Annotated in this window: 14 protein-coding genes; 11 read left to right on the forward strand and 3 right to left on the reverse strand. The window is 49.5% G+C overall.

Annotated elements, in window-relative coordinates:
- Positions 1-37 precede the first annotated feature (37 nt).
- Positions 38-553, reverse strand: a complete 516-nt coding sequence (locus MKX34_RS01775; protein ID WP_256717656.1) for a nucleotidyltransferase family protein — start codon at positions 551-553, stop codon at positions 38-40.
- 260 nt (positions 554-813) lie between these two features.
- On the opposite strand from MKX34_RS01775, the gene MKX34_RS01780 reads away from it, so the two are divergent.
- The 3 genes from MKX34_RS01780 (at position 814) to MKX34_RS01790 (ending at position 4526) form a co-directional block, all read left to right on the forward strand.
- Positions 814-2418 carry a sensor histidine kinase gene (locus MKX34_RS01780; RefSeq protein WP_280513476.1) on the forward strand — a complete coding sequence of 535 codons (1605 nt, stop codon included), beginning with the start codon at positions 814-816 and terminating at the stop codon, positions 2416-2418.
- Positions 2415-3143, forward strand: a complete 729-nt coding sequence (locus MKX34_RS01785) for a LytTR family DNA-binding domain-containing protein (protein ID WP_076297261.1) — start codon at positions 2415-2417, stop codon at positions 3141-3143. The genes MKX34_RS01780 and MKX34_RS01785 overlap by 4 nt, the downstream gene beginning before the upstream one ends.
- A gap of 126 nt (positions 3144-3269) precedes the next feature.
- A complete protein-coding gene (locus tag MKX34_RS01790; protein ID WP_143760543.1) occupies positions 3270-4526 on the forward strand; it encodes an OFA family MFS transporter in 1257 nt (418 codons plus the stop codon).
- A gap of 13 nt (positions 4527-4539) precedes the next feature.
- Here the strand turns inward: MKX34_RS01790 and MKX34_RS01795 are convergent, their stop codons facing one another.
- Together MKX34_RS01795 and MKX34_RS01800 are read right to left on the reverse strand one after the other, a co-directional pair.
- A complete protein-coding gene (locus tag MKX34_RS01795; protein WP_339204278.1) occupies positions 4540-4968 on the reverse strand; it encodes a hypothetical protein in 429 nt (142 codons plus the stop codon).
- 215 nt (positions 4969-5183) lie between these two features.
- Positions 5184-6095, reverse strand: coding sequence for an AraC family transcriptional regulator (locus MKX34_RS01800; RefSeq protein ID WP_038568333.1), 912 nt, complete (start codon positions 6093-6095; stop codon positions 5184-5186).
- Positions 6096-6285: 190 nt separating this feature from the next.
- On the opposite strand from MKX34_RS01800, the gene MKX34_RS01805 reads away from it, so the two are divergent.
- The 8 genes from MKX34_RS01805 to iolE all read left to right on the forward strand — a co-directional run bounded on the left by MKX34_RS01805 (position 6286) and on the right by iolE (position 16419).
- Positions 6286-7401, forward strand: coding sequence for a glycoside hydrolase family 88 protein (locus tag MKX34_RS01805; RefSeq protein WP_038568335.1), 1116 nt, complete (start codon positions 6286-6288; stop codon positions 7399-7401).
- A 127-nt stretch (positions 7402-7528) separates the two neighbouring features.
- Positions 7529-8575, forward strand: a complete 1047-nt coding sequence (gene iolG, locus MKX34_RS01810) for an inositol 2-dehydrogenase (RefSeq protein ID WP_076297263.1) — start codon at positions 7529-7531, stop codon at positions 8573-8575.
- 38 nt (positions 8576-8613) lie between these two features.
- Positions 8614-9444, forward strand: a complete 831-nt coding sequence (gene iolB / locus MKX34_RS01815) for a 5-deoxy-glucuronate isomerase (protein ID WP_038568337.1) — start codon at positions 8614-8616, stop codon at positions 9442-9444.
- A gap of 181 nt (positions 9445-9625) precedes the next feature.
- Positions 9626-10636: a LacI family DNA-binding transcriptional regulator gene (locus MKX34_RS01820; protein WP_076101202.1), complete on the forward strand. Its 1011-nt coding sequence runs from the start codon at positions 9626-9628 to the stop codon at positions 10634-10636.
- A 264-nt stretch (positions 10637-10900) separates the two neighbouring features.
- Positions 10901-11911 (forward strand): 5-dehydro-2-deoxygluconokinase, encoded by a 1011-nt coding sequence (gene iolC / locus MKX34_RS01825; protein ID WP_038568343.1) that lies wholly within the window; start codon positions 10901-10903, stop codon positions 11909-11911.
- A 120-nt stretch (positions 11912-12031) separates the two neighbouring features.
- Complete coding sequence (locus MKX34_RS01830; protein WP_076297264.1) at positions 12032-13492, forward strand: CoA-acylating methylmalonate-semialdehyde dehydrogenase; 1461 nt, start codon at positions 12032-12034, stop codon at positions 13490-13492.
- 26 nt (positions 13493-13518) lie between these two features.
- Positions 13519-15483, forward strand: coding sequence for a 3D-(3,5/4)-trihydroxycyclohexane-1,2-dione acylhydrolase (decyclizing) (gene iolD / locus MKX34_RS01835; RefSeq protein ID WP_076297265.1), 1965 nt, complete (start codon positions 13519-13521; stop codon positions 15481-15483).
- 39 nt (positions 15484-15522) lie between these two features.
- A complete protein-coding gene (gene iolE, locus MKX34_RS01840; RefSeq protein WP_076297321.1) occupies positions 15523-16419 on the forward strand; it encodes a myo-inosose-2 dehydratase in 897 nt (298 codons plus the stop codon).
- The last annotated feature ends 11 nt before the right edge of the window (positions 16420-16430 follow it).

The raw sequence follows: 16430 nt of genomic DNA on the forward strand, positions 1-16430 counted from the left end.
TGCTGTTTTTTTATTCCGATGCTAACACAACTTAGCTTTAGGTAGCGCTGACCTGCAATTGCTTCCACGTTGCCTGCCAGTTTTTTTGTGCAATTCGTTTTTCATAAATAGGGAGTAAGCTTGGATTATTGTTGAAATGAGGGGTAGCCCGCAACACTACATTAATAACATCCGCAATCCCATGCGGAGCGGTTAGGATAACCTTGCCGTATTCATCTAAGGAAAGCCCAAGCGCTGTAGCTGTTTCCGGAAACTTGGAGATGGCATCTACAGATGACGTATAGGGTGCAAGGTTGTTAATGGTATGCATTCTTGCTTCATTCTTAACGGACCATGGCACATGGGGATTTAATTCTCTCAGTTTTGCCTCCCATTGCTTTTCCACTTCCTCATGAAGATTGCTGCCGTCATAATAAATAACATCAATATCTGGCAAAGGGGTCCGTTCTTCAAAGCCATGTAGGGTGTCCCAGATTTTTGAACGTACAAACCCAGCACAAACCCACCAGTCAGGTAACTGTAGCGATCTGGCATTTTCTAAAATATCCATCATCCAGGGATCATTATGTACAAGCTGAATGATATCTGCCTCGTGTTCTATTTTGTGCAAACTGTCACCTCCGATATTCATGCTTCCAATCTGTTAATATCATACAACAAGAGTTTCAATAGAGGTATAAAGGGACAGGCTGAATGGACAGAGGCATGAACTATCTTTATAATGAATCGACATCGAGACCTTTGGAGGCGGTGACCGTGCAATATACGTTTACTATATTACTGCAATTGTTGGAAAGAGCTGCGTTATTGCTGATGTGTCTATTTGTATTGACTCGTCTGCCGCGGTTTAAAGAGGTTTTTCAAAAAGGGAGTTACGCTCCGCAAGAGCTTGCTATTGCAACGATGATCTTCAGCTTATTTGCCATTTTCGGCACTTATAGCGGAATTAATGTGGAAGGTTCGCTTGTGAATGTACGAATTATCGCCATCGTATCTGGCGGGATTTTGTTCGGGCCATGGGTTGGACTTATAACAGGCATCATCTCAGGGGTTCACCGTTTTCTGATTGATATCGGAGGGGTAACCTCTCTTCCTTGTCTGATTACGAGTATCACCGCGGGCATAGTGTCTGGGATAATCTATCGCCGCACCTCTGGTGAGCGTCGCTGGATAGCAGGCATCTTGGCGGGAATGGCCTGTGAGGCACTGACGATGCTGCTCATTCTAGCGATGGCTCAGCCGATGTCGCTGGGTGTGGATATCGTGTCCAAGATCGCTTTTCCGATGATTATGAGCCAGATTAGTGTCGGCCTGATTGTCGTGTTAGTGCAGAGCGTGGAAGGTGAGAAGGAACGGATTGCGGCTAAGCAGTCCAAGCTGGCGCTTGATATTGCCAATAAGACCTTGCCGTATTTTCGCAATATTAACCAGGAGTCGCTGCACACCATCTGCCAGATCATCAAAGAGGATATCGGTGCAGACGCTGTAGCGATTACTGATACTCGGTTTATTCGTGCCTATGTTGGTGTGGGTGAGGAGGATTATGAGACAACTAACGATATTATCAGTGAGGAAACTAAAGTAACGTTGTCCAGTGGTGAAATTACCATCCGTAATGATGATAGTGATTACGTGAATCCGCAGATCAAGTCGCTGATCATTATTCCTTTAAAGGAAAAGGGTGAGGTGACGGGAGCGCTCAAAATCTATTACACCAAAGCCCACAAGATTACCTACTCACTTCAAGCTATGGCCGTGGGTCTGTCGCAAATGATCTCTACCTTGATGGAAGTGTCGCGGGTGGAAGGCATTAAGGAAATGGCGAACAAAGCGGAGCTGAAGGCACTGCAGACCAGCATTAACCCGCATTTTTTATTCAATGCACTGAATGCGATTGCGTCCTCGATTCGAATTAATCCGGATAAGGCGCGTGAGCTGATTGTGAATCTGTCCGGTTATATGAGATACAATCTGGAGCTTACCGATGAATTCATTGATATCAAACGAGAGCTACAGCAGGTCCAGCAATACGTAGAGATCGAAAAGGCGCGTTTTGGAAGCCGGCTTAACGTGCTTTATGATATTGATGAGGTTCAGGTTCGGATTCCGAGTCTGATCATTCAGCCGCTTGTAGAAAATGCGATTATACATGGCATACTGAAGGTAAGAGGGACAGGAACAGTAACGATTTCTGTAAAAGACCACGGGGATACCGTACGGGTGGGCATTCGCGATACCGGAGCTGGCATCAGCGAGGAAACGATAGAGAAAGTCTATACTGGCGATATGCCGGAGAATAAAATCGGGCTGTTTAATGTACACCAACGGGTAAAGCTGATCTATGGGACTGGACTTACCATTCAGAGATTGGATAAAGGGACGAACATCTTTTTTGATGTTAAAAAGGAGGACCAATGAGAGCGATCATCGTAGAGGATGAAGAGCTGGCAAGACAGGAGCTGGCTTATTTAATAGAGACGCACAGCGGGATCGATATAACGGTACAGTTTGAAGATGGGCTGGACGCACTTAAATTTTTGCAGAGTGATACGGTAGATGTGATTTTTCTGGATATTAATATTCCCTCTATCGATGGGGTGCTGTTGGCACAGAATATCAGTAGATTCTCGGTAAAACCCTACATAGTGTTCATCACTGCGTATAAGGAGCATGCCGCTGAGGCGTTTGAGATTGAAGCTTTTGACTATATTCTTAAGCCGTATAGCGAGGTTCGCATTAAAGCCATGCTGCACAAGCTGGAAAATGCGTTTGCCAGCCGTGGACGACAGGGGGAAGAGGAGCGTAATCCGGTCAGTGACAAGGTTAATCTGTGGAAAAATGAAAAGATTATCGTAGTGAATGCCGACGATATTTATTACGCCTCCGCGCAGGAAAAAAGTACAAGTGTGATGACTAAAGGTGAGGAATACAGCATGGCACTTAGTATTAGCGATTTCTTTCAGCGGCTGCCGCAGGATCGTTTTTTTCGCTGCCATCGTTCCTATATTGTTAACCTGTCCAAGATCAAGGAAATCATCCCGTGGTTCAACAATACGTATTTGCTGCGCCTGCATGATTTAGATTTTGAAGTGCCGGTAAGTCGTAGTAAGGTAAAAGAATTCAGGCAGATTATGCGCTTATAAATGCAATTCATTCTTCATTCCCGTCATCTCATGCCGGATTTCTCTCAACATCGGCTGGTTTAGCTACAATAAAGAGGCGATAGAAGCTCTTGTAGCAGACAACGAGAGAGAAAGAAGGAAAAGACCATGACTACGACAATGGACAGCAAAAGCACCAAACGGTGGCTAATCGTATTAGGTACAGTAATTATGCAAATGGGTCTAGGTACCATCTATACATGGAGTTTATTTAATGCGCATCTGGTAACAAAATTTGGCTGGGAGCTTAACTCCGTTTCGATTACTTTTTCTATAACGAGCTTTGCACTCGCTTTCGCGACCTTGTTCGCAGGGAAGCTGCAGGATCGTTTCGGGCTTCGCCGTTTGACTGCTACTGCTGGGATTGTGCTCGGACTAGGATTGATCCTTAGCTCGCAGGCCAATTCACTCTTCATGTTCTATTTATTGGTTGGGGTGATCGTTGGTTTTGCGGATGGGACAGCTTATATCACTTCATTATCTAATTTAATTAAATGGTTTCCGAATAATAAAGGTTTAATCTCCGGCGTGTCCGTTGGTGCTTATGGAACAGGGAGTTTGATCTTTAAATATATTAACGGCGGGTTGATTGACTCAGTGGGTGTGTCTAATACATTTATGTATTGGGGTTTGATTGTTATGGGCATGATTGTAATCGGTTCCTTGCTCGTAAGAGAAGCTCCGGTTCAAGCGGCCCCAGCACCAGCGGGTTCAACGACAGCTGCAGTAATGAGTTCACCGAAAGACTATACGGTCAAAGAAATGCTGCGGACAAAAGAAGCTTATCTGCTATTTATCATCTTTTTCACCGCTTGTATGTGTGGTCTGTATTTGATCGGTATTGTAAAAGATATCGGCGTGCAGCTGGCTGGACTTGATGTACAGACAGCAGCTAGTGCGGTGGCTATGATTGCGATCTTTAATACAGCGGGACGTTTAATTCTGGGTGCTTTATCTGACAAAATGAGCCGCTTGAAGCTGGTAGGCGCATCGCTTGCTGTAACTGCGGCGGCTATGCTGACCCTCAGCTACGCGACCCTGAATTTCGGACTTTTCTTCACTTGTGTAGCAGCCATTGCGTTCTGCTTTGGCGGGAATATCACGGTGTTCCCAGCCATTGTCAGCGACTTCTTCGGACTGAAAAATCACAGTAAGAACTACGGAATCGTCTACCAAGGTTTTGGTATTGGTGCCCTTTCCGGTTCGTTTATCGCCGTCTTCCTAGGCGGGTTCAAACCAACCTTTGTTATCTTTGGCCTCTTGTGCCTGCTGGCCTGCATCATCGCGATTTCTCTGAAGCCGCCAGTGGCGAAGTCGAAAGAGAAAAAAGCGCTGCGTCTCAAAGCAACGGAACGTACAGCTTAAGATGTAATTGAAGCTAGAACCAGGCAGCGATTCTCCGGTTAGTGGAGAATCGCTGCCTGGTTTTTTGATTTGCGGTGGCTTGCTGAGCTGAGACTTGTTTGGGCGGATTATCTTCAATTGGGAGAAGGGGTTTTGATGGGATCTGAGAAGTAACTGCATTCTGTGCAACTATTCCGTATGAAATAGTGAATCTTCGGATTTTAGCTGTATTCTGTACAACTAAAACCTCGAGATGTTGCTTAGAGGCGAAAAAACCAAGGAAATAGTTGCACCAAATACAGCTATATCTAATGGTGGCGTGATGCGTGAAAAAATAGTTGTATGAAATACAGTTAAACGTGACTACCCTTGCACCAGCACCAGCACCAGCACCAGCACCAGCACCAGCACCAGCACCAGCACCAGCACCAGCACCAGCTACATCACTAGGAGCACCTAGCACCTATATCACTACAGGCACCTACACCAGCACCTACATCAGTACCTGCATCTGTACCAACGTCTGTGCGCCTGCACCATCACTTTTGCCATTCCTTTCCCTTCGTCTCTCTTTTGCGTCTAAACATTGCCTCCGTTACTGCTCAATATGTTTATTTAGAGGGTGGATAGATTTGTCGGACGCACAGCGGATTTTTTGTAACTAGGTAAGCAAGTACATCAATAGGACAGTGTGGTCGAAGCAGTGTTGGATGTGATCTGATTCTTGCGGAACTCGGATGGGGAGACCCCGCTAAGTTTATTGAATATGCGGTTGAACTGGGAGAAACTGTTGAATCCGCATTGCCCGGCGATCTCGGAAATCTTCAGGCGGGTGTAAATCAGCAATTGCTGGGCATTACGGACCCGGGTCATCTGAATATATTCTGTCAGCGTGGAGCCGGTAATTAACTTAAATTGGTGTGATAAATAATAGGAGCTGATAAAGAACTCTTTAGCGAGGAAATCAAGGGATAACTCGCTGTTGTAATGGCTATGGATGTATGCGGTGATCGAGTAGATTTTTTGCATAATGGCATTTCCGATCTCCTCTGGGACATAGCTGTTCTGATCCCTGCGCTGGTATAAAGCACATAGAAACTGTTGGAAAAGGCTGTGAATCAGTACTGGATTTAATGGTGAAGTGCTGTGTGATAAGGTGAAGATAGCGTTAAGAGGATCAAACACGGCTTTGCGCAACTCTTTTGGCAAACGGTAGATCGGTATTTCTTCCCAAAATGAGAGAAACATACTTTTGTAAGCGTTCTCTAAACCGGGTATATCCTTGGGCATGGCGAAGTTTATGATCAGCCGCTTAAACGGCGGCCCTTCCGGATATTGTGTCTTATGCATCCGATAAGGACGCAGGAGCACGATGTCATACTGCTGGAGGGCGCAGACATTCCCATCGATAATATGAGTGGCTCGGGAATCCATTAAGATATGAATCTCGTAAAAATCATGAAAATGCTGAAACTCCATATTGATATCGTGAGAACGCTGGTCATAATCAAAATAGTAAAAAAGGGGATCAACGGGCGTGTTGATACGTACGCTATATCCTTGTTCGTACAGTAAGTCGCTTTCAAGCAAATGCTCTCACCGCCTTATTCTGTAATATGCACTTATTATATGTTCAGAAAAGCAAGATTTGCAATATATGAGGGTTATTACAGCAAATATAAAGTAGTTTTTGTATGGAATGGTTTGATATATTACGGGTGAATGGAACTAGCCAACATGAGGGAAGACCCAAAATGGCAGGCGAAGGGGCGGAAAACAGATGAACAACAGCCGGATTAGTAAAGTTGAGATCATTGAAAAGCTGAACCGCGTGACGGATAAGCTGCTGAAGCTGGAGCGGCCGGAAAACGAAGCCGAACTGCAAAATTTAGGGGAGGATGCGGGACGACGGGGGTATTTTGCTCGTGATTTTGGCATGGAGGAATGGGATTGGCCGCAGGGAGTGGGGCTTTACGGACTTCAAAAACTTGAGCAGCATTTCAAGGATGAGCGTTATCAAGAATATGCCAAGCTTTGGATGAGCAAGCAGCTGGGCAAGGGGCTGCCGAGCCGGAATATCAATACAACAGCGCCGTTGCTGTCATTGATGGAACTGAAGGAATCGGAGGAATTAAGCCTGGAATGGGTACAGTGGTTGATGCATGGCCTGCCGCGGACGAAGGAGTCTGGTTATCAGCATGTCACAACAGGAGCGAGCAAGGATGAAGTTACGCTCAACGATAATGAAATCTGGATTGATACGTTATTTATGGCTATTTTGTTCACGGCAAAAATGGGTGTGAAATACGATAATTCCGCATGGCGGCAAGCGTCGCTTTACCAACTGCTGCTGCATATCAAATACCTGTATGATAAAAAGACAGGGCTGTTTTTTCATGGCTGGCATTTTGGCGGCCGGCATAATTTCAGCGAAGCCTTCTGGTGCCGGGGTAATAGCTGGTTTACACTCGGCCTGCCTGAATACCTGGATTTGATGGGGCCGTATCTGGACAGTGGAGTGTTTGAATATCTTCAACAGATCCTGAACGCACAGGCAACAGCTTTATTAGCCTGCCAGAGCGGAGATGGATTGTGGCATACGCTGCTGGACGACTCTAGCAGTTATACTGAAACGTCAGGCTCAGCAGCTATCGCAGCGGGTATTTTGCATAGCGTACGCAGGGGGTTGTTGCCGGAATCGTATGCAGGTCATGCCCTGAAAGCGATCCGGGCGGTGCTGGACAGAATTGACGATGAAGGCACGGTGCTTGGTGTATCCGGCGGTACTCCGATTGGTGCTGCAAAAGAAGATTATAAGCAAATCATTATTGCCCCTATGGCCTACGGGCAGGCCATGGTTTTAGTCGCACTAGGTGAAGCGTTACATTACTGTTGAGGTTGAGTAAATAGCTAAGGCGAGAGTCAAAAAAGCTGGAGAAATATTTGCTTGTAACTTCGCTGGTGCTTGGAGTATACTATTTTCGGGATGGTTAAGCGCTTACCTCGAAGGAGGATAAGCAAACATGGTAAATCCGATCGTAGTTGGCATTATTGGGGCAGGCAGAATTGGCCGGCTTCATGCAGATAATCTGCGTGTGATGCCGTCGTTTAAGTTGAAATCAATTGCGGAGGCTGTGGTAAGTGAGGAATTGCTGGTCTGGGCAGAGAGCCGGAATCTTGGCTCTGCATTTGTGAATGGGCAAGACCTTCTGAATGACCCTGAGATCGAGGCTGTGTTTATCTGCACACCTACGGATACCCACGCCTCATGGATTGAGCTAGTAGCCCGGGCTGGGAAACATATTTTCTGTGAAAAGCCGATCAGCCTGTCGTCAGAGTTTACCCACCAGGCACTGAAGATAGTGGAGGATGAGGGTGTATTGCTACAGGTCGGCTTCAACCGGCGAATGGACCCTAGCTTCCGCAAACTTAAGCAACTGGTTCAGTCAGGAGAGCTAGGCAGTCCACATGTTGTGAAGATCACATCACGTGATCCGCAGCCTCCGGGTGAGGCTTATGTGCGGTCTTCCGGCGGGATGTTTATGGATATGACGATTCACGATTTTGATATGGCCCGTTATCTGATGGGTGAGGAAGTAACAGAAGTTTATACCCGAGGTGCCAATCTCGTTGATCCGATGTTTGGGCGCTGCGATGATGTGGATACAGCTGTCATCACGCTGACCTTTGCCAGTGGCGCAATCTGCGTCATTGATAACAGCCGTAAGGCTGTATATGGTTATGATCAACGTGTGGAGGTGTTCGGTTCCTGCGGCTCAGCCACCGCCGACAACTGCCGTCCAACAACTGTAGAGGTTTCAACCGCTGCTTCGGTCACACGCGATCAGCCGCTTCATTTCTTTCTCGAGCGGTATAACCAGGCTTTCGTGGAAGAGGTTGCCGCATTTGCCCGGGCAATCCGCTTGCAGGAGCCTATCATTTGCAGCGGGCTTGATGGGCAACAGGCGGAACGGATTGCCGAAGCCGCTAAAGAATCCTATCTTACCGGGCTTCCGGTCAAGTTGTCTTCTTGTGCCGGAGAGGGAATATCGGCGACACATGCTTTGTAAGCGGATGCAGATGCTGAAGATGGGGGAGGTCTGTGAAGATGTCCAATCTAATCATAAAAGCCGGAGCACCCGGCAAAGATGGACTTGTAGCGGCAGTTAGCAAGGAGAGCGCTGGATGGGAGTATGTAGGTTTTGAAGTGTACCAGCTGCAGGTTGGGGATACGCTGAGCCGCAGCGCGGAAGGGAATGAAATCTGTCTGGTGCTGCTGGCGGGCAAGGCGGATGTGAGAGCAGGCGCCCAGTTGTTCGCCGGGATCGGTGAACGTATGTCTGTATTTGAGGATTTGCCGCCGTATGCGGTGTATATTCCGGCGGGAGGGCATTATGAAGTTACGGCCTTGACGGAGCTGGAACTTGCGGTTTGCCTTGCACCAGGAACGGGCAAATATGCGCCACGTTTGATCACTCCGTGCGATACTGTAGCCGAAGCCCGCGGTTCTGGCAGCATGTCACGGCGAGTGGTCAACATTTTGCCTGAGCAGAGTGAAGCCGAGAGCCTGCTGGTCGTGGAAGTGCGTACGGGTGGCGGCAATTGGTCCAGCTATCCTCCGCACAAGCATGACTGTGACAATCTACCTGCTGAGTCTTATCTGGAAGAGACATACTACCACCGGGTTAACCCGGCTCATGGTTTTGTAGTGCAGCGGGTGTATAATGATGACCGCAGCCTCGATGAGACGATGGCGGTGTCTGACCGCAGTATTGTATTGGTTCCGGAGGGCTATCATCCTGTATCGGCACCGCCGGGTTATGATTCTTATTATCTCAATGTGATGGCAGGTCCGGTCCGCACATGGGTTTTTCATAATGATCCGGAACATGAATGGCTGTTCGAGATGCAGCAACACCAGAAGGATAAGAAGGAATAGTGTAGCAGCACGCACGAAAAGGGGGCTTCCGCAAGGCGGAGGCTCCTTCTTTGTGTCGATGTATTGACCAAATGTTCGCCACAGTAACAGAGTCCCTTGCACCGCTTAATAGACACTGTCAGAAGAGTTCCTTATAATCTAGGTATAGGATTGTACGAACGTAAAGGCGGGCTCACTAACGATGAAACCTACGATATATGATGTGGCACGGGAAGCGGGAGTCTCCATCGCTACGGTGTCCAAGGTGTTGAACAAGAACGGGAGAATTAGCGATAAGACACGGGAGAAGGTTCATCGGATCATGGAGGAGCTGAATTACCAGCCGAGTCTGGTGGCCTCTGCGCTGACGAGTCGCCGAACGGGAACAATCGGGTTGATGATTCCCGATATTTCCAACCCCTTTTTTGCTGAGGCGGCCCGAGGTATTGAGGATTATGCTCAGGAGCAGGGAAGCGACTTAATTGTATGCAGTACAGACCGGGATGATGAGAAGGCGGCCCGGTATATCTCACTGCTCCTGCGCAAACGGGTGGACGGTATAATCATTGCTTCTCATACAGGGAATCCGGATATGGTCCGCCGCCTGCTGGCTGATCACGTGCCGCTTGTGTTATTTTCGGCTGATATCCGGATGATGGAGAGCAACAGCGTCACGGTGGATGACTATAAGGGAGGCTATCAGGCGACAGAATATCTGTTGTCCTTGGGCCATCGCAGGCTCGGCGTTATCTCTGACAATTTACCGGGGAGTAAGCTGCGCGTGGAAGGCTTTATGGATGCGCTCAAGGCAGCAGGTGTTGGCTTTGACAATCCGGCTAATCTCACGCATACCTCAGCCACGCTGGAGAACGGCCGCAAAGCGGCTGCCGCGATGCTGGCTCAGGCGCAGGAAGACCGGCCGACCGCGATATTCGCTTGCAACGATCTGCTCGCGATTGGGATATTGAAGGAGGCACGCAGCGCAGGCTTGTCAATTCCCCGTGATCTGTCCGTAGTGGGTTTTGACAATACAATGCTGGCTGAAATTTGCCATCCCACCTTGACCAGTATTGCTCAGCCTCTGCGTGAGATGACGGAACAGGCGATGATTCTGCTGAACGAATCTATCGACAATCCCGATAGTCCTAAGCGCAAGATCATGCTGATGCCGGAACTGATAGTCCGCCATTCCACCGGACCGGCACCGCATTAGGAAGACACAAACTCTACAAACGGAGTAAGAACGCCGACTCCTATCTGAAGACCTGTACTTCGCTTAGCGGCGAGATACAGGTCTTTTCTTTGCTTTTTTCTGATACATGAGTTCAGATCCCAACTTCGTTTAAGTTCAGGATTGCCAAACTCCAATTTCTAAACTATACTAATGGAAATTAGGTTAAGCGCTTAACCCATCCCCCCGATGATTGTTGTATCTCATTAATCCATTTCACTGAAGTTTTCTCAAGGAGGCGTCATAATGAACGGTTTACAGTTCGATCCTGCACGACCGCTGGATTTAATCGCTGTCGGTCGGCTCTGTATTGACTTGAACGCTAATGAAACCGGAAGACCAATGGAAGAGACACTGACCTTTACCAAATATGTTGGCGGCTCTCCTGCCAATATCATAATTGGAGCAGCACGGCTAGGGATGCGCACTGGCTTTATCGGTAAGATATCCGATGATCAGATGGGCCGTTTTATCCGAACTTATCTGCAAAGGAATGGCATTGACGATAGCCAGGTGAGTGTTGACCAGACTGGTGCAGTGACTGGGCTTGCTTTTACTGAAATAAAGAGCCCTCAGGAGTGCAGCATTCTGATGTACCGGGATCATGTGGCTGATTTGCTGCTGAGTACGGAGGAGATCTCGGAAGAGTATATTCGGAAGTCCAAGGCACTGCTGATCTCAGGTACTGCACTGGCACAAAGTCCGTCCCGTGAGGCTGTGTTTGTCGCTTTGGAGTTCGCCCGCAAGCACAATGTCACTGTATTTTTTGATCTCGATTATCGCCCCTATACGTGGAAGTCAGCCGCAGAAACAGCGGTTTATTATAATCTGGCAGCTGAGAAATGCGATTGTATCATCGGTACCCGTGAGGAATTTAATATGATGGAGAGCCTGTACAATGTAACAGATGCAGATGACGAAGCAACAGTTAACCGCTGGTTCTCGCACCAAGCAAAGCTGGTCGTTATCAAGCATGGCGGGAGTGGTTCAATCTCCTACACGGCGGATGGGCAGAAGCATCGGAGTGGTATTTTTCCCGCTAAAGTATTGAAGACATTTGGAGCCGGAGATTCTTACGCCTCAGCCTTTATTCACAGTCTAATGCGGGGGGAAAGCGTGGGTGAGGCCATGCGCCGCGGCAGCGCGTCGGCATCCATTGTCATCTCCCGCCACAGCTGTTCGGATGCCATGCCAACCTTGGATGAATTGGAAGCGTTTTTATTGTCTAACGAGGAAATCACTTCAGGTGCAGAGTAAGTAGGCGGAGGTTGGAGAGGACACAACTCAAACAACCCCGGATCGAATAGCTATGCAAGATTAGATTAGATTAGATTACATTCGCGGGATCGCATTAATAGAGATGAAGGAGTGAGTAGAATGGCACAGCAAACCGTGCAAGTGCTGAACAACTATATTGACGGGCAGTGGGTAGAGGCGGCTGCGGAGCAGACAGAAACGGTATACAATCCAGCGTCTGGTGAGGAGATGGCAAGTGTTCCGCTGTCCAGCAGAGTCGATGTTGATCGGGCAGTGGCGGCGGCAAAGGCGGCTTTTGCAGGCTGGTCCAAGACACCGGTGCCGCGCAGAGCGCGGATCTTGTTCAAATATCAGCAGCTGCTGGTGGACCATTGGGATGAACTGGCGAAGACGATCACGCTGGAGAATGGAAAAAGCTTCAAAGAGGCCTACGGAGAGGTGCAGCGCGGCATTGAGTGTGTGGAATTTGCGGCAGGTGCGCCTACGCTGATGATGGGCCGGCAGCTGCCCGATATCGCGACAGGCATCGAGTCTGGAATGTATCGCTACCCTATCGGTGTAGTCGGCGGGATCACACCGTTTAATTTCCCGATGATGGTGCCTTGCTGGATGTTCCCGTTGGCCATCGCCTGTGGGAATACCTTTGTGCTGAAGCCCTCCGAACGCACACCGCTGCTGGCAGCGCGTTTGGTCGAATTGCTAGAGGAAGCCGGGCTTCCGAAAGGCGTGCTCAATCTGGTTAACGGTGCGCATGAGGTGGTAAACGGCCTGCTGGAGCATCCTGATGTGAAGGCGATTTCCTTCGTTGGCTCACAGCCAGTGGCCGAATATGTCTACAAGAAGGGTACGGCGTGTTTGAAGCGGGTTCAGGCGTTGGCAGGGGCGAAAAATCACTCTATCGTGTTGGCAGACGCGAATCTTGAGGCTTCGGCAACACAGATTGTCAACGCAGCCTTCGGCTCGGCGGGAGAGCGCTGTATGGCTTGCTCCGTGGTAACGGTGCAGGAAGAGGCTGCTGATGAGCTGATCTCCATCCTCCTGAGGGAATGTGAGCAGATGAACATCGGCAATGGTTTGGACGACGACACGTTTCTTGGGCCGGTTATCCGCCAAAGTCACAAAGACAAAACGGTCGCTTATATTGAACAAGGCGTGGCCGAGGGTGCTAAGTTGCTAAGAGACGGCCGGGCGGATGATGCGGTGCAGGGACAGGGGTATTTTATCGGCCCAACGTTGTTTGATGGAGTGACCCGGGAAATGAAAATCTGGCAGGAGGAAATCTTCGCGCCTGTCCTGGCAGTGATCCGTGTCAAGGATGTAGAAGAGGCGATTGAAATTGCCAATACCTCTCGTTTTGCCAACGGGGCATGTATTTTTACGAATGACGGCGGGAAAGTGCGCTATTTCCGGGAAAATATCGAGTCAGGCATGTTGGGTGTCAATGTGGGAGTGCCAGCACCGATGGCCTTTTTCCCTTTCTCCGGCTGGAAGGATTCCTTCTATGGCGATTTGCATGCGAATGGAAGCGACGGGGTTGAATTTTATACACGCAAAAAAGTCGTCACTGCCCGCTGGCAGTAACAAAAACGGCGAAAGGGAGGCTTCATGTGGATACGATTAGATTAACGACGGCGCAGGCGCTGGTGAAATTTCTGAACCAGCAATATGTGGACTTTGGCAATGGACCGGAGCGTTTTGTACACGGTATATTCACCGTTTTCGGCCACGGCAATGTACTTGGTTTGGGGCAGGCACTTCAGGAGGCGCCGGGTGAGTTGACGGTCTATCAGGGGAGAAATGAGCAAGGAATGGTTCATACGGCGACTGCCTTCGCGAAGCAGAGCCGCAGACGGCGAATCATGGCCTGCACCGCTTCGGTAGGGCCGGGTTCAGCCAATATGCTGACAGCCGCTGCCACTGCGACGGCGAATCAGATTCCCGTGCTGCTGCTCCCCGGCGATACCTTTGCCACCCGTCAACCGGACCCGGTACTTCAGCAAATGGAGCACACCTACAATCTGTCGATAACGGTCAACGATGCCTTCAAAGCGGTGAGCAAATATTGGGACCGGATTTATCGGCCAGAGCAACTGATGACAGCATTGCTGAACGCGATGCGTGTGCTGACTGATCAGGCAGACACCGGGGCAGTCACGATTGCGCTGCCGCAGGATGTGCAAGGGGAGGCCTGGGACTATCCACTTGAGTTCTTCCGCAAGCGCATCCATCGGATCGTTTCCCGTACTCCGCATCCGGATGAGCTTGCTGCGGCTGCTGATCTTATTGCCAGCAAACAGCGACCTCTGCTGGTCTGTGGGGGTGGAGTCCGGTATGCAGATGCAGGGATGGAATTACGTGCATTTGCAGAGAAATTCGCCATCCCATTCGGTGAGACGCAAGCCGGAAAAAGTGCCGTGGCAAGCGACTGTGCCTACAATCTCGGTGGCATAGGAGTTACCGGGAATGGCTGTGCTAATACGTTGGCCGCAGAAGCGGATCTGGTGATCGGTGTGGGTACCCGGTTTACGGACTTCACGACAGGTTCGAAGAGTTTGTTCGCCCATCCCGAGGTGGAGTTCCTGACAATTAACGCTTCCCTCTACCATGCCTCCAAGCTGGATGCGCTGGCTGTGGTCTGCGATGCTGCCGAAGGTCTTAGAGCGCTGTCTGCCACGTTGGAGGAGCGCGGTTACCGCACCGCTTATACAGATGAAATTGTAGTGGCAAAAAGGGCATGGGAAGTGGAAAGAAAGCGTCTATCTGACGTGGAGTATACGGTGAATCAGAAGGCAGATCGTTCAGATCGTTCTTCAGTTTCCTTCGTGCCGGAAGTTGCCGGACATCTTGACGAGAAGCTATCTGAATATGCGGCGAAGTTGAACACTTCGCTGGCGCAAACACAGGTACTCGGGATTCTCAATGAATATCTTCCGAAAGACGCCATTGTGATAGGAGCCGCAGGCAGCTTACCGGGCGACATGCAGCGGATGTGGAATTCCACTGTGCCGGATACTTACCATATGGAATATGGCTTTTCGTGTATGGGGTATGAAATCTCCGGTGCACTCGGTGTGAAATTGGCGGAACCGGACCGGGAGGTATATGCATTGGTGGGCGATGGCAGCTATCAAATGCTGCATTCAGAACTAGTGACGAGCCTTCAGGAGAATAAGAAGATCAACGTCATTCTGCTAGATAACATGGGGTTTGGCTGCATTAACAACCTGCAGATGGAGCAAGGACTGGATAGCATGGCGACTGAATTCCGCTACCGGGGCCCGGAAGGTCAGCTGAGCGGCGAACTGATAGGCATAGATTATGCAGCAAGTGCCGCGGGATATGGAGTGAAGACCTTCCGTGCGTCAACGGCTGAGCAGCTGCGTGACGCTTTGAGGGAGGCTCAGCTGCAGGATCGTTCCACCCTAATCGACATTAAGGTGCTGCCCAAGACAATGACACATGGTTACGGAGCCTGGTGGAATGTTGGTGTTCCAGAAGTGTCCGGCAGTGAGGCTGTTCGGGCTGCCCACGAGCAGAAGCTTGAACAGCTTGGAAAGGCCCGCAGTTATTAGTATTAGTAATACTGAGAAACGGAAGGGGTAGAATCGATGATGTTCAAAGAACATGCGGTCAAGCTGGCGATTGCTCCTATCGCTTGGACTAATGATGATATGCCTGAACTGGGAAAAGACAATACCTTTGAACAGTGCATTAGCGAAATGGCGCTTGCCGGGTTTCAGGGAAGCGAGGTGGGCAACAAGTATCCACGCTCTCCGGAACGGCTGCGCCGGGCACTGGAGCTTCGTGGACTTGAGATTGCCAGCGCTTGGTTCAGCGCGTATCTGACTGTGCGGCCATATGAGGAGACAGCGGAGGCTTTTTGCGCGCATCGTGATTTTTTATATGAGATGGGTGCGAAGGTGATTGTCGTCTCAGAGCAAGGGCGGAGTATTCAGGGACAAATGGATACGCCGCTATTTGCTAATAAACCTGTATTCACAGAAGTGGAGTGGGCCGCACTTGCCGATGGACTGGGTGGGCTTGGCCGACTGGCTGCTGAAAAAGGGATGGCGCTTGTATACCATCATCATATGGGGACAGGGGTGCAGACTGGGGCCGAAATTGCTAAGCTAATGGAGCTCACGGAACCGGAAGAGGTGTCCCTGCTGTTCGATACCGGTCATCTAGCTTTTGCCGGTGAGAATCCCTTAGAAGTGCTGCATATCCATTTACCTCGGATTAAACATGTCCATTTGAAGGATATACGTCCGGAGGTTGTTCAGCGTGTGCTGCGGGATCAGCTCAGTTTTCTCCAGGCTGTAAAAGCGGGCGCATTCACCGTACCTGGCGATGGATGTATATCCTTTGCGGAGATTTTCACCGAATTGGCAAGTTACTCTTATACGGGATGGTTTGTAGTGGAAGCGGAGCAGGATCCGGCACTTGCCGATCCGCTGGAATATGCGATCAAGGCGCGCCGTTATATCAGAGATCTGAGTGGTTTATAGGCCGAGGAGGG

The sequence above is a fragment of the Paenibacillus sp. FSL R5-0636 genome, from assembly GCF_037974255.1.
GTDB lineage: Bacteria > Bacillota > Bacilli > Paenibacillales > Paenibacillaceae > Paenibacillus_AQ > Paenibacillus_AQ odorifer.

Bases quoted from the DNA above. Each gene is read 5' to 3' on its own strand.
- MKX34_RS01775 (WP_256717656.1), bottom strand. From the start codon at position 553: ATGATGGATATTTTAGAAAATGCCAGATCGCTACAGTTACCTGACTGG.
- MKX34_RS01780 (WP_280513476.1), top strand. From the start codon at position 814: ATGTGTCTATTTGTATTGACTCGTCTGCCGCGGTTTAAAGAGGTTTTT.
- MKX34_RS01785 (WP_076297261.1), top strand. From the start codon at position 2,415: ATGAGAGCGATCATCGTAGAGGATGAAGAGCTGGCAAGACAGGAGCTG.
- MKX34_RS01790 (WP_143760543.1), top strand. From the start codon at position 3,270: ATGACTACGACAATGGACAGCAAAAGCACCAAACGGTGGCTAATCGTA.
- MKX34_RS01805 (WP_038568335.1), top strand. From the start codon at position 6,286: ATGAACAACAGCCGGATTAGTAAAGTTGAGATCATTGAAAAGCTGAAC.
- iolG (WP_076297263.1), top strand. From the start codon at position 7,529: ATGGTAAATCCGATCGTAGTTGGCATTATTGGGGCAGGCAGAATTGGC.
- iolB (WP_038568337.1), top strand. From the start codon at position 8,614: ATGTCCAATCTAATCATAAAAGCCGGAGCACCCGGCAAAGATGGACTT.
- MKX34_RS01820 (WP_076101202.1), top strand. From the start codon at position 9,626: ATGAAACCTACGATATATGATGTGGCACGGGAAGCGGGAGTCTCCATC.
- iolC (WP_038568343.1), top strand. From the start codon at position 10,901: ATGAACGGTTTACAGTTCGATCCTGCACGACCGCTGGATTTAATCGCT.
- MKX34_RS01830 (WP_076297264.1), top strand. From the start codon at position 12,032: ATGGCACAGCAAACCGTGCAAGTGCTGAACAACTATATTGACGGGCAG.
- iolE (WP_076297321.1), top strand. From the start codon at position 15,523: ATGTTCAAAGAACATGCGGTCAAGCTGGCGATTGCTCCTATCGCTTGG.